11 protein-coding genes are annotated in these 15,471 nt (G+C 72.2%); 10 read left to right on the plus strand and 1 reads right to left on the minus strand.

Going from position 1 to position 15,471, the window contains the following annotated elements; translation table 11 throughout:
- From NX794_RS08470 to NX794_RS08510, 9 genes are all read left to right on the plus strand, one after another.
- Positions 1-3,538: HNH/endonuclease VII fold putative polymorphic toxin (locus NX794_RS08470; protein WP_258777644.1), on the plus strand; the 3,538-nt coding region annotated here is incomplete at its 5' end.
- A gap of 29 nt (positions 3,539-3,567) precedes the next feature.
- Positions 3,568-3,963: an Imm50 family immunity protein gene (locus tag NX794_RS08475; RefSeq protein WP_258777645.1), complete on the plus strand. Its 396-nt coding sequence runs from the start codon at positions 3,568-3,570 to the stop codon at positions 3,961-3,963.
- Positions 3,964-4,310: 347 nt separating this feature from the next.
- A complete protein-coding gene (locus NX794_RS08480) occupies positions 4,311-5,528 on the plus strand; it encodes an SCO2321 family membrane protein (RefSeq protein ID WP_258777647.1) in 1,218 nt (405 codons plus the stop codon).
- Entirely contained in the window at positions 5,525-6,169 is a 645-nt protein-coding gene (locus NX794_RS08485; protein ID WP_258777649.1) for an SCO2322 family protein, read from the plus strand. The genes NX794_RS08480 and NX794_RS08485 overlap by 4 nt, the downstream gene beginning before the upstream one ends.
- A 112-nt stretch (positions 6,170-6,281) precedes the next feature.
- Positions 6,282-7,331, plus strand: coding sequence for a CbiQ family ECF transporter T component (locus NX794_RS08490; RefSeq protein ID WP_428985882.1), 1,050 nt, complete (start codon positions 6,282-6,284; stop codon positions 7,329-7,331).
- The gene (locus NX794_RS08495) at positions 7,328-9,100 is read left to right on the plus strand and encodes an ABC transporter ATP-binding protein (RefSeq protein WP_258777650.1); all 1,773 of its coding nucleotides are present in this window, start codon (positions 7,328-7,330) and stop codon (positions 9,098-9,100) included. The genes NX794_RS08490 and NX794_RS08495 overlap by 4 nt, the downstream gene beginning before the upstream one ends.
- The gene (locus NX794_RS08500; protein WP_428985872.1) at positions 9,090-9,914 is read left to right on the plus strand and encodes an ECF transporter S component; all 825 of its coding nucleotides are present in this window, start codon (positions 9,090-9,092) and stop codon (positions 9,912-9,914) included. Before NX794_RS08495 ends, NX794_RS08500 begins: the two co-directional genes overlap by 11 nt.
- Positions 9,915-10,280: 366 nt before the next feature.
- On the plus strand, positions 10,281-10,694 hold the full coding sequence (locus NX794_RS08505) for a lytic transglycosylase domain-containing protein (protein WP_258777652.1): 414 nt from the start codon (positions 10,281-10,283) through the stop codon (positions 10,692-10,694).
- A gap of 143 nt (positions 10,695-10,837) precedes the next feature.
- Positions 10,838-11,548, plus strand: coding sequence for a YoaK family protein (locus NX794_RS08510; protein WP_258777653.1), 711 nt, complete (start codon positions 10,838-10,840; stop codon positions 11,546-11,548).
- A gap of 4 nt (positions 11,549-11,552) precedes the next feature.
- Here the strand turns inward: NX794_RS08510 and NX794_RS08515 are convergent, their stop codons facing one another.
- The gene (locus tag NX794_RS08515; protein WP_258777654.1) at positions 11,553-13,592 is read right to left on the minus strand and encodes a bifunctional glycosyltransferase 87/phosphatase PAP2 family protein; all 2,040 of its coding nucleotides are present in this window, start codon (positions 13,590-13,592) and stop codon (positions 11,553-11,555) included.
- Between the two features lie 395 nt (positions 13,593-13,987).
- On the opposite strand from NX794_RS08515, the gene proP reads away from it, so the two are divergent.
- Positions 13,988-15,367 carry a glycine betaine/L-proline transporter ProP gene (gene proP / locus NX794_RS08520; protein ID WP_258777655.1) on the plus strand — a complete coding sequence of 460 codons (1,380 nt, stop codon included), beginning with the start codon at positions 13,988-13,990 and terminating at the stop codon, positions 15,365-15,367.
- The last annotated feature ends 104 nt before the right edge of the window (positions 15,368-15,471 follow it).

Below are 15,471 nucleotides of genomic sequence, written 5' to 3' on the forward strand. Positions count from 1 at the left end.
GGGCGCCGAAGGGGCCGCCTCGCAGGGGTTGCGCAAGACGGCGCGGGACGCGGTGGAGGAGGGGGCGGACGACGTCGCACGGCGACCGGGCGAGAAGGTCTGCCTGAAGGACCCGGTCGACGTTGCGACCGGCCGCGTGGTCCTGCCGGCGACCGACGTCTCGCTCCCGGCGAAGCTGCCGTTGTCGCTCAGGCGCCAGTTCGAGTCGTCGTACCGTCTGGGCGGCTGGTTCGGACCGACCTGGTCCTCCACGCTCGACCAGCGTCTGGAGATCGACGCCGAGGGGGTCGTCTTCGTCGGCGAAGACGGGCTGACGCTCGGCTATCCCCACCCGGCTCCCGGAGTCCCCACCCTGTCCACCCACGGACCGCGCTGGCCCCTGGACCGTACGGAGGACGGCTACACCCTCACCGACCCGCACACGGGTCAGGTGCGGCACTTCACCGTCCGGTCGGATTCCCTCGCAGTGCTGGAGCAGGTGGACGACCGCAACGGCAACTGGATCGCCTTCGCGTACGACACCGACGGCGCTCCCCGCGCGGTGGCCCACAGCGGTGGCTACCGGGTGAACGTGTCCACGACGGCCGGCCGAGTCGTCGCACTCTCCCTGGCCGGTGCGGCCCCGGACGGCGGCGACCAGGAACTGGTCCGCTACGGCTACACCGACGGCCATCTCACCGACGTCGTCAACTCCTCGGGGCGCCCGACCGGCTTCGGCTACGACGAACTCGGCCGTATCACGTCCTGGACCGACACCAACGACAGCCACTTCACCTACACCTACGACGACCAGGACCGCTGCACCCACCAGTCCGGCGCCGCCGGCCACCTGCGCTCCGTCTTCACCTACGGCCCGCCGACCCCGGACACCGGCACCCACACGACATCCGTCACCGACTCACACGGCCATACCTCGCACTACCTGATCAACCGGCGTTGCCAGGTGATCGCGGAGACGAACGCCCTCGGCGCCCGTACCCGCTACGTCCGGGACCGCCACAACCGACTGCTGGCGGAGACGGATCCACTGGGTCATTCGACCACGTTCGAGTACGACGGCAACGGCGACCTCACCCGGGTGGTACGGCCTGACGGGCGAGTGGCCACGGCGGAGTACAACCACTTGGGCCTGCCGGTGAAAACGACTGATCCGGACGGAACGGTGATCCGCCAGACCTATGACGAGCGGGGCAACCGTACGTCGATGACGGATCCAGCCGGACAGACCACGCACTTCACGTATGACGAGTCCGGCCGGCTGATGTCCGTGACCGACCCTCTCGGCAACACGACAACGGTCGGCTGCGACCGTGCAGGAATTCCCCTGTGGCTCACAGACCCGCTGGGTGCGACCACCCGCTGTACGAGGGACGCGTTCGGTCGCCCGGTCACGATCACCGATCCCACCGGCGCCGTGACTCGTCTGTCATGGACCATCGAGGGCCATTTGTCCTGCCGCACAGCCGCAGATGGCACCATTGAGGCCTGGACATACGACGGCGAGGGCAACTGCACCGCCCACACCGACCCGATGGGCGGCGTGACTCGCTTCGAGTACACCCACTTCGACCGGCTGGCGACGCGCGCCGATCCGGACGGCGCACACCATGTATTCGAACACGACAGTGAGCTGCGTCTGATCAAGGTCACCAATCCCCAGGGAATGGAGTGGTCTTACGAGTACGACCCAGCGGGCCGCTTGAGCACGGAAACGGACTTCGACGGTCGTTCCCTGAGCTACACCTACGATGCGGCCGACCGAATGGTCGCGCGGCGGAACGCGCTGGACGAGGTGATCACCTTTGACCGCAATGAACTGGGGTTGTTGACGCGCAAGAACGCTGCAGGCCGCGTCACCACCTACGCCTACGACCTCACGGACCAACTCGCACAGGCGACGGGCCCGGATGGCACCACTCTCACCCTGCTCCGTGACTCCTACGGCCGGGTTCGCTCGGAAACGGTGAACGGCAGAACCCTGTCCCACACATACGATGCCTTGGGTCGCCGCGACAGCCGCGTGACGCCCACGGGGGCCACCACGACGTGGACCTACGACGCCGCCGGGCGCCGGAACGGCATCGTGGCCTCGGGCCGCGTCATCGACTTGGCGTACGACGAAGCCGGCCGCGAAATCTCCCGTCGTATCGGCGGCACGTTGTCACTGGATCGCGCCTTCGACGCGTTGGGCCGCGTGACGACCCAGTCGGTCAGCGTTGGTACGGGCCGCGTAGTGCAACGCCGCGCCTACACATACCGCGCCGATGGCAATGTCGTCGGCATCGACGACCATCTGTCCGGTTCCCGTCGCTTCGACCTGGATGTCACCGGGCGGGTGACGGCAGTGCACGCAGGCAGTTGGACGGAACGGTACGCCTATGACGAGGCGGGAAACCAGGCATACGCCTCCTGGCCGGACACGCATCCGGGCCAGGAGGGAGTCGGTTACCGCAGTTACGTGGGCACCCGGCTCCGCCAAGCCGGCAGCATCCGGTACGAGCACGACGCCCTCGGCCGCGTCACCCTCCGCCAGAAGAGCCGTCTGTCCCGGAAGCCCGAGACCTGGCAATACGAATGGGATACAGAGGACCGTCTGACATCCCTGGTGACTCCGGACGGTACCCGGTGGCGCTACACATATGATCCTTTGGGTCGCCGCACCGCCAAACTCCGCCTCGCTGCGAACGGCGAAACGGTAGTGGAGCGCGTCGACTTCACCTGGGACGGGACCACACTCTGCGAACAGACCACCGCCTCCGGTGACCTCCCGCACCCGGTTGTCCTTACATGGGATTACGAGGATGCCCGTCCCCTCGCCCAGACGGAGCGCATCACCTCGGCCGACGGCAGGGAAGAGATCGACTCACGCTTCTTCGCCATCGTCACCGACCTCGTCGGCACCCCGACAGAACTCGTCGACGAGCAAGGTGAGATCGCCTGGCGGACGCGAAGCACCCTGTGGGGCAGAACCGCCTGGGCGGTCGACAGCATCACCTACACACCCCTGCGCTTTCCGGGCCAGTACTACGACCCCGAATCAGACCTTCACTACAATTTCTTCCGGCACTACGATCCAGAAGGCGCCCGGTATCTCACCCAGGACCCTCTCGGTCTCGCCCCCGCACCCAATCCGGCCACCTATGTCCACAACCCGCACACATGGAGCGATCCACTCGGCCTCTCTCCGTGCGAAGAGACTCCGACCCACAGGTACGCCAGCAGTCGCAATTCCGCTTTCCGATGGGCCAAGCGGGACTTGAAAATCCCCATGACACAGCATCCGGACGAGATTCGCCGGATTCCCATGACGGACCGAACCGGGCGCCAAATCATGGATGACTCCGGGAAACCAGTCATGACGCGCGAGTATGTGTATACACGAAGCGACGGCAGCAAGGTCATTATTCAAGACCACGCACACGGGCACGATTTCGGTGAAGGCGGCGTGGGAAATCAGGAGAGCCACTTCAATGTGCGGCCGTACGAAAACCCCCGGACTGGTAAGGTTCCGGGCACCGCACAGCATTACGAGTACTAGCCCTAGCGGACAGAAACGGTCGTGTCGATATGTCTTGGAATTCACTACTCCACAACCCGGAAGGGATTACCGCCGTCTACGGCGGCGACCCGCCGGACCTCTCCGGCGTGCGGCTGAGAGAACTGACGCTGCATGAGGACGGCCCCACACTGACAGTACGTCTCGACCTGCCTGCTTACCCCAATCAGCCTCCACGGAAGTGGGCGGCACAAGGTTTCAATACCGTACAGATCGAGTTGTCTTTGAGTGGCCTGCGCTCGATCGAACTGGAGGGTTTCGCCAGCGAAGTGACGGCGGATGTTTTCCTCTCGGAGGGCGATGGCATCGCCGTCGACATCACCTCACCCCATACACGCGTGCAGGCCGTCGCAGACACGGTCTACATGGCAAAGCTGACCGCGTACACCGACGAAAGCAGGCCGTGACCGACGGGTACGACCTCGCCGACTTCCGGCATGGTGCAACGCGCGCCGGACTCGGCCGGATTCCGGGCCGCACGGCGGCCGCGTCGACAGGCCGGCCGGCCCCGCAGGTAAAGTGGCCGGGTCGTCATCACACCCGTGACGGGGGGAAGCCGGTGGGATTCCGGCGCTGACCCGCAACCGTGAACCGTCCAACGGGCGGTGAGCCGGACTGCCCCGGACGGGACGTTGACCGGCTCGCGTGCGCCGGCGGTCCGCCGCGCACGGCACCGTCGAGGTTTGCGGAGCCGAGCCGCCCGGGGGGTCTCCCGTGCGCCGTCGGCTCCCCACAGGAGAGGCAGTCGCCGACCATGAACGTACGCCGCAGCGCCGCGGCTCTCGCCGCGATAGGCGTGCTGGCCGCCGCCGCACCCGCCACGGCCATCGGCCAGGCCCCCTCGCCGACCCCGAAGGTGACGGTCCCGGCCGGCCTGTACGGCAAGGGCGACCCGACCTATGACGGCGTGTGGCGGCAGTCGCTGACCCTGATCGCCCAGCGCACCCTCGGCTACCGCCCGGCCGGGCAGGCCGTGGACTGGCTCGCCGGGCAGCAGTGCGCCGACGGTTCGTTCGCCGCGTTCCGTGCCGACGCCGCCAAGGACTGCGACAAGTCGGTCAAGGCGGACACCAACAGCACCGCCGCCGCCGTACAGGCCCTCCGGTCCGTCGGCGGTCGCGGCGCGGCGGTCGACAAGGCCGTGGGCTGGCTGAAGTCGGCGCAGAACGCGGACGGCGGCTGGAGCTACTTCCCGGGCGCCCCGAGCGACACCAACTCCACCTCCGTGGTCGTCGGCGCGCTCGCCGCGGCCGGCACCGACCCGGCGGACGTCCGCAAGTCGGGCAAGTCCCCCTACGACGCCCTGGCCGGCTGGGCCGTCCCCTGCGGCCGGGACGGCGGGGGCGCGCTCGCCTTCCAGCCGGACAAGAAGGGCAGGCTGACCGCCAATGCGGACGCCACCGCCGCCGCCGTGCCGGCCGCGCTCGGCAAGGGCTTCGTCGCGTCGGCCGGCAAGGCTCCCGCCGAGACCGGCTGCGCCGAGGGCGACCACCTCAAGCCCGCCCAGGTGGCCGACAACGCCGGCGCGTATCTGGCGGCGGCCGTCGCCAAGAGCGGTCACCTGACGTCGGCCATGCCCGGCGCCAAGGACCAGCCGGACTTCGGCAACACCGCCGACACGGTCGTCGCGCTCGCCGCCGACGGGCGGACCGCGCAGGCGAAGAAGTCGTACGCCTGGCTGGAGAAGAACGCCTCGCAGTGGGCGGCGCAGAGCGGCCCCGCCGCCTACGCCCAGCTGATCCTGGCCGCGCACGCGGTCGGCGCCGAGCCCGGCGACTTCGCGGGCACCAGCCTGGTCCGCTCCCTGAACGCGCAGGGTCCGGCGCCGAAGGCGGAGAAGGCCGCCACCGAGAAGGCCGCCGCGTCCGACGACGACTCCAAGACGGGCGTCTGGTGGTTCGTCGGTGCCTGTCTGGTGGCCGGCATCGGGATCGGTTTCCTGCTCAGCGGCCGGAAGAAGCGGCAGCCGTGAGGCTCGTCCGCCGTGCGCTGCCGCTGGTGTCGGCGGTGGTCGCGCTGCTGCTCGCCTGCGGCCGGGCCGATGCCGCCGGGTATCGGTACTGGTCGTTCTGGGAGCGCGACGGGGGCCACTGGACGTACGCCACGCAGGGGCCGTCCTTCGTCCGGCCGGACGACGGCACGGTCCAGGGCTTCCGATTCGCGGTGAGCGCGGACTCGGCGGACGCGACCAGGCCCCGGGGCACGGCGGACTTCTCCACGATCTGCGCGGACACGGCGGCGAAGCCGGGCAAGAAACGGGTGGCGCTGGTACTCGACTTCGGCACGGCCGCGGACGCGCCGGGCGGCGAGCGGCCGCCGGCGCGGCATACCGCGTGTGCGCGGGTGCCGGCCGGCGCGAGTACCGCCGACGCGCTGGCCGTGGTGGCGAAGCCGCTGCGGTACGACACCAATGCCCTGCTCTGTGCCATCTCCGGGTATCCGGCGAAGGGGTGCGGGGAGCAGGTGTCGGGGGCGGGGTCCCGTACGGTCTCCGGGAAGGAACCGGCCTCCGGTGGCGGGCCCTCGCTGGGGCTGCCGGTCGGGGCGGGTGTCGTCGCGCTGCTGGCGGGGGCGGCGGTGTGGCAGTACCGGCGGCGGCGCGGGCATGAGTGACGGGTCCGTCCTCCGGTGCGGTGGCGGCGCGGTGGCCGGACGCGCCCCCACGGGAGCGCCGAGAGGTGGCCGTCGGGCCCTCGTGCACCCCGGCGCCTGGTGGCTCTGGGCGCTGGCGCTCGGCACCGCGGCGACGCGTACGACCAACCCGCTGCTGCTCGCGTTGCTGATCGGTGTCTCCGGGTACGTCGTCGCGACGCACCGGATCGCCACCCCGGCCGCCCGCTCCTACGCCGCCTTCGTCAAGCTCGGGCTCGCCGTTCTCGCCGTGCGGCTGGTGTTCGCCGTGGCGCTCGGCTCGCCCATTCCCGGCAGCCATGTGCTGCTGACGCTTCCCGAGGTGCCGCTGCCGCACTGGGCGCAGGGCATCCGGCTCGGGGGCGAGGTCACCGCCGAGGCGCTGCTCTTCGCAGCCTACGACGGGCTGAAGCTGGCCACCCTGCTGATCTGCGTCGGCGCCGCGAACGCCCTGGCCGCGCCCTCCCGCCTCCTGAAGTCGCTGCCGGGCGCCCTGTACGAGACCGGGGTCGCCGTCGTCGTCGCCCTCACCTTCGCGCCGCACCTCATCGCCGACGTGCGACGCCTGCGTGCCGCCCGCCGGCTGCGCGGCCGGCCGGACCGGGGTCTGCGGGGGCTGCTCCAGGTCGGACTGCCGGTGCTGGAGGGCGCGTTGGAGCGGTCCGTCGCCCTCGCCGCCGCGATGGAGTCCCGCGGGTACGGCCGTACCGCCACCGTCCCCGCCCGGGTCCGCCGGACGACCGCCGCGCTCACCCTCGGCGGACTGCTCGGCGTCTGCGCCGGAACGTACGGGCTACTCACCGCGGCGGGCGGCACCTACGGGCTGCCGCTGCTGCTCGCCGGAGTCGGCGCCGCGCTCGCGGGACTGCGCCTGGGCGGCCGGCGTTCGCTGCGCACCCGGTACCGCCCCGACCCGTGGGGCGTCCGGGCCTGGCTGGTCACCGGCTCGGGCGTCGCCGTCGCCGCGCTGCTCACGCTGGCCTCCGTACGGGACCCCGAGGCTCTGCACCCGGGCGTCGTACCGCTGGTCGCCCCGGGGCTGCCGCTGTGGCCCGCCGCCGCGGTACTGCTCGGCCTGCTGCCCGCGCTCGTCGTGCCGCAGGCACCCGTGTCACCGAGGAACCCCGAGGAGCCGTCGCCGTGATCCGCTTCGAGAACGTCGGCGTACGGTACGACGGAGCCGCCGAACCCACCCTGCGGGGCATCGACTTCGAGGTGCCCGAAGGGGAACTCGTGCTGCTCGTCGGGCCGTCCGGGGTCGGCAAGTCGACCGTGCTGGGCGCGGTCAGCGGACTGGTACCGCACTTCACGGGCGGCACGCTCGGCGGGCGCGTCACCGTGGCCGGCCGGGACACCCGCACCCACAAGCCGCGCGAACTCGCCGACGTGGTCGGCACGGTGGGGCAGGACCCGCTGGCCCACTTCGTGACCGACACGGTGGAGGACGAACTCGCCTACGGCATGGAGTCGTTGGGCCTCGCCCCGGAGGTGATGCGGCGCCGCGTGGAGGAGACCCTGGACCTGCTGGGCCTGGCCGGGCTGCGGGACCGTCCGATCGCCACGCTCTCCGGTGGCCAGCGGCAGCGGGTCGCGATCGGTTCCGTCCTCACCCCGCATCCCCGGGTGCTGGTGCTGGACGAGCCGACCTCGGCCCTCGACCCGGCCGCCGCGGAGGAGGTCCTGGCGGTCCTCCAGCGGCTGGTGCACGACCTGGGCACGACCGTGCTGATGGCCGAACACCGGCTGGAGCGGGTCGTCCAGTACGCGGACCGGGTCGTCCTGCTGCCCGCTCCGGGCGCCGCCCCGGTGGTGGGCCCGCCGGCGGAGGTCATGGCGGTCTCCCCCGTCTGTCCCCCGGTGGTCGATCTGGGGCGGCTGGCCGGCTGGTCGCCGCTGCCGCTGACGGTGCGGGACGCCCGGCGCCGGGCCGAGGATCTGCGGGAGCTGCTGGCCGGCGCGGTGGCACCGGTGGCGGGCGGGCGCGCGAAGGCGGAGGTCCCGGCCGCGCCGGTCCGCGCGTCCCGGCGCCGCTCCCTCTTCCGCCGGGCCGCCGCCCCCGCCCCCGCCTCGGTCCCCGGCCCCGTCCCCGTGCGGGAGACGGCTCCCCTCGCCGAGATCCGCTCCCTCACCGTCCGCCGGGCCCGGATCGAAGCCCTGCGACAGGTCGGTCTCACCCTCGTACCCGGTGAGACCACCGCCCTCATGGGCCGCAACGGTGCCGGGAAGTCCACCCTGCTCGGCGCCCTGACCGGGCTGGTGGAGCCCACCGCCGGCACGGTCCGCGTCCTCGGTGCCACACCCCACCGCACCGGCCCCCGCGAGCTGATCCGCAGGGTCGGACTGGTCCCGCAGGACCCCCGGGACCTGCTGTACGCCGACACGGTGGCGGCGGAGTGTGTGGCGGCCGACCAGGACGCGGACGCGGAACCCGGCACCTGCCGGGCCCTGCTGGCGGAGCTGCTGCCGGGTGTCACCGACGACACCCACCCCCGCGACCTCTCCGAGGGCCAGTGCCTCGCGCTCGCCCTGGCCGTCGTCCTGACAGCGCGCCCGCCGCTGCTCCTGCTGGACGAGCCGACCCGTGGCCTGGACTACGCGGCCAAGGCCCGGCTCGCCGCGATCCTGCGGGGTCTGGCGGCCGAGGGTCACGCGATCCTGCTCGCGACGCACGATGTGGAGCTGGCGGCGGAGATAGCTCACCGGGTGGTGCTGCTCGCGGAGGGCGAGGTGATCGCGGACGGCCCCACCGCCGAGATCGTCGTGTCGTCCCCCTCCTTCGCCCCGCAGGTGACGAAGATCCTCGCCCCGCAGCGCTGGCTGACGGTGACCGAGGTACGGGAGACCCTCGACGGGCGGGAGACGCTCGGCGAGCGGGAGACCCTGGATGAGGGGGAGGCTCTCGGTGAGCGGTAGCCCCCGGCCGCGCGCCGTCCGGCTGCGCCCCCGCTCCGTCGCCGCCCTCGTCCTGGTCGGGGCGGTCGGTGTCGCCGCGTTCGGGTGGCCCTTCCTCGCCCCGCCGGCCGCTGCCGTGAACGCCCACACGCAGGACGCCCCCTGGCTCTTCGCCGGGCTGCTGGTGCTGCTCGTCGCGGTGGTCGCGGCGACGATCGCGGAGTCGGACCTCGGGCCGAAGGCGGTGGCGATGCTGGGCGTGCTGGCCGCGACCGGTGCGGCGCTGCGTCCGATCGGCGCCGGCACCGCCGGTATCGAGCCGATGTTCTTCCTGATGCTGCTCAGCGGCCGGGTCCTCGGCCCCGGCTTCGGCTTCACCCTGGGCTCGGTGACGATGTTCGCGTCCGCCCTGCTCACCGGGGGCGTCGGGCCCTGGCTGCCGTTCCAGATGCTGTCGATGGGCTGGTTCACGATGGGCGCCGGGCTGCTGCCGGGTCCGGTACGGCTGCGCGGACGCGCCGAGCTGGTGCTGCTCGCCGGGTACGGCTTCGTGGCGGCCCTCGCCTACGGCACCCTCATGAACATGGCCGGCTGGCCCTTCCTCGGCACCGGCGCCGCGAGCATCTCCTTCGACCCGGACGCCGCGCTGCCCGCGAACCTGGCCCGGTTCGTCGCGTACTGCCTGGCCACCTCCCTCGGCTGGGACCTGGGCCGGGCCGTCTGCACCGTACTGCTGACCCTGCTCCTCGGTCCGGCGGTGCTGCGGGCGCTGCGCCGGGCCACCCGGCGGGCCGCGTTCGAGACCGCGGTCACCTTCGAGGGCCCCGACGCGTGACCGGCGGCACACGCGGCCGTACCCCTGGGTGAGACCTCGCCTGCACGGGGTGAGCGGGCCGGTGAAGCACCCCACATGACCCAGATCACCTACGATGCGGGACCGTAGGTCATTTTGCCCGATACGTCCTATACGGAACCCCGTCTGACCTGCGGTTTGAGACCCAGGCCACAGTCGGCCCACTCCCCCGGGATCCGGCCACAACTAGTAAAAGGGGGCATTGCGGGCCCGTTTCCGGCCTGCTTCTCTGGACGACGTCGCCAGGCGCCACGAGCCCCCGAGGGTCCGGAACGCCGACGCATACGGCCACAGCGCGTGGCCCTCGGAATGCGGGCGATCCCCCGTCCCCGACGCAAGAGGTTCTCCGTGTCCGTCTCCTTCATCCGCCGCATCGCCTCCCCGAAGAAGGCCCTCACCGCCGCCGCCGTGGCCGCCGCCACCGCCGGTATGGCGCTGTCCGCGGCGCCCGCCCAGGCCGCCCCGGACGCGGCCTCCTCCGCTCAGGCGGCCGCGCACAAGATGATCCCGGACTCCGCGCAGTACAACGCGTTCAGCAAGATCGTCGAGCACGAGAGCGGCTGGAACCCCACCGCCACCAACAGCTCCTCCGGCGCCTACGGCCTGGTCCAGGCCCTGCCCGCCTCGAAGATGGCCTCGGCCGGCGCCGACTGGAAGACCAACCCGGCCACCCAGATCAAGTGGGGCCTGGACTACATGAACTCCCGCTACGGCAGCCCGACCCAGGCTTGGAACTTCTGGCAGGCCAACGGCTGGTACTGAGCCGACGGCTGGTACCCGTCCGGCACCACACCGCGTCCCGCACCCTCGCCCGCACCGCGCCCGGCGAGGGTGCGCGCGCGTGTCCGGACCCGGCACCGGCGTCTTCCCCGGTGCCGGGCGCGCCGGCGTGGTGAAGTACCCGCATGACGACGAAGCGGACGACTGCGGGTACGGCGGCAGGCACGACGGCCCGGGACCCGGAGGCGCGCGGGGTGCGCCTGGTGGCCGTCCTGCTGATCCTCACCGTGGTGAGCGGGCTGATCGACGCCGTCAGCTATCTCGGGCTCGGCCGGGTCTTCACGGCCAACATGACCGGAAACGTCGTCGTGCTCGGCTTCGCCGCGGCCGGCGCCCCCGGCTTCTCGGTGCCGCACACGGCCACCTCGCTGGGCTGCTTCCTGGTGGGCGCGGCCGTCGGCGGCCGGGTGGCGGCCCGCTGCTCGCCCGGTTCGCGGCGCCGGTGGGCCCGGCTCACCCTGGCCGCCGAGGCGCTCTTCCTCACGGCGTCGGCGGCGGTCGCCTTCGCCTGGCCGCACGCCCCCGGCACCCGGTACGCCCTGATCGCCCTCACCGCCTTCGCGATGGGCCTGCGCAACGCGACCGTCCGCAAGCTGGGCGTACCCGACCTCACCACCACCGTCCTGACCATGACCCTGACCGGCCTGGCCGCCGACTCCCGGCTCGGCGACGGCACCGGCCACCGCTCCCCGCGCCGCACCGCCTCGGTGCTCGCCATGCTCGGCGGCGCCTTCCTGGGCGCCTGGCTGGTCCTGCACCACGGCCTGGGCATCCCCCTGCTGCTCGCGGCGCTCGCCTCGGGCGCGCTGGCGGTGGTGGCGTCGGGGCGGGAGTGACGGCTCAGCCGGCGGGCGGGAGCGCCGCCCGGGCCGGCTCGCCGATGGGGGCCCGGTCCGCCAGTGCCCTGGCCGTCGCGGCGCGCGGCCCCTGGAAGGCGTACGACAGCCCGAAGCCTGCCGCCACCACCACCGCGCCGCCCACCGCGTCCAGCACCCAGTGGTTGCCGGTGGCGACGATGGCGGAGACGGTGCACAGGGGGTGCAGGAGCCCCAGCGCCTTCATCCACCACCGGGGCGCCACGACCGCGATCACCACCCCGCACCACAGGGACCAGCCGAAGTGCAGCGACGGCATCGCCGCGTACTGGTTGGTGAGGGCGGTGAGGGTGCCGTAGTCGGGCTTGGAGAAGTCCTGGACGCCGTGGACCGTGTCGATGATGCCGAGGGCCGGCATCAGGCGGGGCGGGGCGAGCGGGAAGAGCCAGAAGCCGACCAGGGCGAGCAGGGTGGCGAAGCCGAGGGAGGCGCGGGCCCAGCGGTAGTCGGCGGGGCGGCGCCAGTACAGGACGGCGAGGACGGTCAGCGGGACGACGAAGTGGAAGGACTCGTAGTAGAAGTCGAAGAAGTCCCGCAGCCAGCCGACTTTCACGACGGCGTGGTTGACCGCGTGTTCGATGTCGAGGTGCAGGAACCGCTCGATGTCGAGGACGAGCTGCCCGTGGTGTTCGGCGCGGGCCCGGCCGCCGGAGTTGGTGCCGCCGGTCGCGGCGAGCCGTACCTGCTGGTAGGCCGCGTACGTGACGCGGAGCAGCAGCAGTTCCAGCAGCAGGTTGGGGCGGGTGAGGACCCGGCGCAGGAAGGGCGGCAGCGGGCCGGCGCGGAAGCGGGCCGAGGGCGCGGGGGCGTACTGGGCGGGGCGCGGGCTCCGGTAGTACGGCGAGGTCCGGGAGAGGAAGGGGACGGCGGTGGCGGCGGCGAGGGCGGCCAGCAGGACCAGGTTGTCCCGCAGGGGGTACATCACCGGCATGTGCGGCAGCATCATCTCCGCCGGGAGGGTGGTCACCAGGACGACCGCGACCGGCCAGACGTAACGGTCGGAGGCGCGGGTGCCCACCCGGCCGACCACCGCGAGCAGCACCCACAGCAGCTGGTGCTGCCAGCTGGTCGGGGAGACGGCGACGGCCGCGCAGCCGGTGACCGCGACGGCGAGCAGGAGCTGTCCGTCGCGGGCGTAGCGCACCGCCCGGCGCAGGGCGAGGGCGGTGACGGCGGCGCCCAGCAGCAGGAAGAGGGCGATCTCGGCGGGGCCGCTGAGGCCGAGGCGGAGCAGGGCGCCGTGCAGGGACTGGTTGGCGAGGGCGTCGGCCTGGCCGCCGAGGCCCGCGCCGGCCATGTGGTGCACCCAGTAGGCGCGGGAGTCGTGGGGCAGGGCCGCCCAGGCGAGGGCCGTGCAGGCGGCGAAGGTGCCGGCGGTGGTGAGCGCGGCCCGGCGGCGGCCGGTGAACAACAGCAGCGGGGCGAACAGCAGCACGGTCGGCTGGAGGGCCGCGGCGATGCCGACGCACAGGCCGCTGGCGCGCTGCCCGCGTACGGTGAAGCAGCCGAGCAGGACGAGCAGGACCGGCATGACGCTGGTCTGGCCGAGCCACAGGGTGTCGCGGACCGGCAGGGACACCATGAGCAGGCTGACGGCGACCGGCGCGGCCAGCAGCGAGGTTCGGCGGCCGACCGGGCGGGGCAGGGCGCGGGCGGCGACCAGGCCGAGGGCGACGACCAGCAGCAGGGTGCCGAAGGTCCAGCCCCAGCCGAGGGCCTGCTGGGCGGCTCTGGTGAGCGGTTTGAGGACCAGGCCGGCGAAGGGGGTGCCGGTGAACTCCGTCGAGGCGTAGAGCGAGCCCTTGACGTGCAGGACGCCCTCTGGGCCGACCCACGTCTCCAGGTCGGTGAGCCGGTCGCCGCTCGGTGTGCTCAGGACGACGGCGAGCTGCCGTACGGCGAGGATCGTCGCCATCACCCACAGCGCGAGGCGGGCCGCCCGCAGGCGGGCTCCGGCCTCCGTGAGGTCGTCCGTCGGTCCCGCGTTGTGCTCCACGTTCGCCACGCCTCGTCGGCCTCCCGCCCCGTTCGCCCCGGGCACCGCGTGTGCGCCGGGCCCCCTTCGCGTCCTGCCTGGATAGAACTCGCAGCTCTCGGAGAGGACGCGGGCAACCCGTGGTTCACCTGACGTCCGCATTCCTTTTGTCCGGAAGACCTTAGTCCGGACGGGGTACGGTTGCGCGCCCCGGGGGCGAGAAGCATCACAACCGGCCAGTGGTGAAGGAGGGCGCGAGCGGGCAGACGTCCCAGCGTAGGCGCCCTTTAGCTGCACTGTGCATCGAAGGGCGTACGCGACGTAACGGGCCGAACTCCGCCTATGGTCGCTTTTCGGCCCGTTCCCTGGCAGTGTCGCCGGCGGGCCGCGTACCTGTCCCCGTCGAAAGGTAGGCGAGCCTCGTTTTGGCGACCGCCACTGCCGTCACCCCGTATCCGCAGACCCGCCGGGCCGCCCAGGCCGCCGGCCGCGATGTCACGGTCACCGATCCCGCGCTGGTCAGGCGTGCCGTCAAGGCGGCCGCGCTGGGCAACGCCATGGAGTGGTTCGACTTCGGCGTCTACAGCTACATCGCCGTCACTCTGGGCAAGGTCTTCTTCCCCTCCGGCAACCCGACCGCGCAGCTGCTGTCCACGTTCGGCGCCTTCGCGGCGGCCTTCCTGGTCCGGCCGCTCGGCGGCATGGTCTTCGGCCCGCTGGGCGACCGCGTGGGGCGCCAGAAGGTGCTCGCCCTCACGATGATCATGATGGCGGCGGGCACGTTCGCCATCGGCCTGATCCCGTCGTACGCCACGATCGGCGTCGGCGCTCCGCTGCTGCTGCTCGCCGCCCGTCTGGTGCAGGGCTTCTCGACCGGCGGTGAGTACGCGGGCGCGTCCACCTTCATCGCCGAGTACGCGCCGGACAAGAAGCGCGGGTTCTTCGGCAGCTGGCTGGAGTTCGGCACGCTCGCCGGGTACATCGGCGGCGCCGGTCTGGTGACGGTCATGACGGCCGTGCTCTCCTCGGACGACCTCACGTCCTGGGGCTGGCGCGTCCCGTTCCTGATCGCCGGTCCGATGGGCATCATCGGCCTGTACCTGCGGATGCGCCTGGAGGAGACGCCGGCGTTCGCGGCCGAGGTCGAGAAGGCGGAGGCCGCCCGGCCGAAGGTGCCGCTGCGCGAGATGGTGGCGGGCCAGTGGCGGACGCTGCTGCTGTGCATGGGCCTGGTGCTGGTCTTCAACGTCACCGACTACATGCTGCTGTCGTACATGCCGAGCTATCTGACCAGCGAGCTGAAGTACGACGAGACGCACGGGCTGCTGGTCGTGCTCGGCGTGATGGCCCTGATGATGATCGTCCAGCCGTTCGCGGGCGCCCTGACCGACCGCGTGGGCCGGCGTCCGGTGATCGCCGCGGGCTGCGCCGGCTTCCTGTTCCTGTCCATCCCCGCCCTGCTGCTGATCCGCCAGGGCAGCCTGCTCGCCGTCGCGCTGGGCATGGGCGCGCTGGGCATGCTGCTGGTCTGCTTCACGGCCGCCATGCCGGCCGCGCTGCCCGCCCTCTTCCCGACCCGGGTGCGCTACGGCTCCCTGTCCATCGGCTTCAACGTGTCCGTGTCCCTGTTCGGCGGCACGACCCCGCTGGTCGTGACCGCCCTGATCGGCGCGACCGGCAACATGATGATGCCCGCGTACTACATGATGGCCGCGGCCGTCGTGGGCGGTTTCGCGGTCTGGCGCATGGCGGAGTCCGCGGGCCGCCCGCTGCCGGGCTCGGCCCCGTCGGTGGAACCCCGCTGACGTACGGCGCACACCCCGCCTGGGGACCCCGGAAACGGTCCCCAGGCGCCCCTCCGCCGTCGTCCGGAACCACCAGCGACCATGGCCGAATTCCCCCCGCTCTC

This window comes from Streptomyces pyxinicus, from assembly GCF_024753135.1.
In the GTDB taxonomy this organism is placed as follows: domain Bacteria; phylum Actinomycetota; class Actinomycetes; order Streptomycetales; family Streptomycetaceae; genus Streptomyces; species Streptomyces pyxinicus.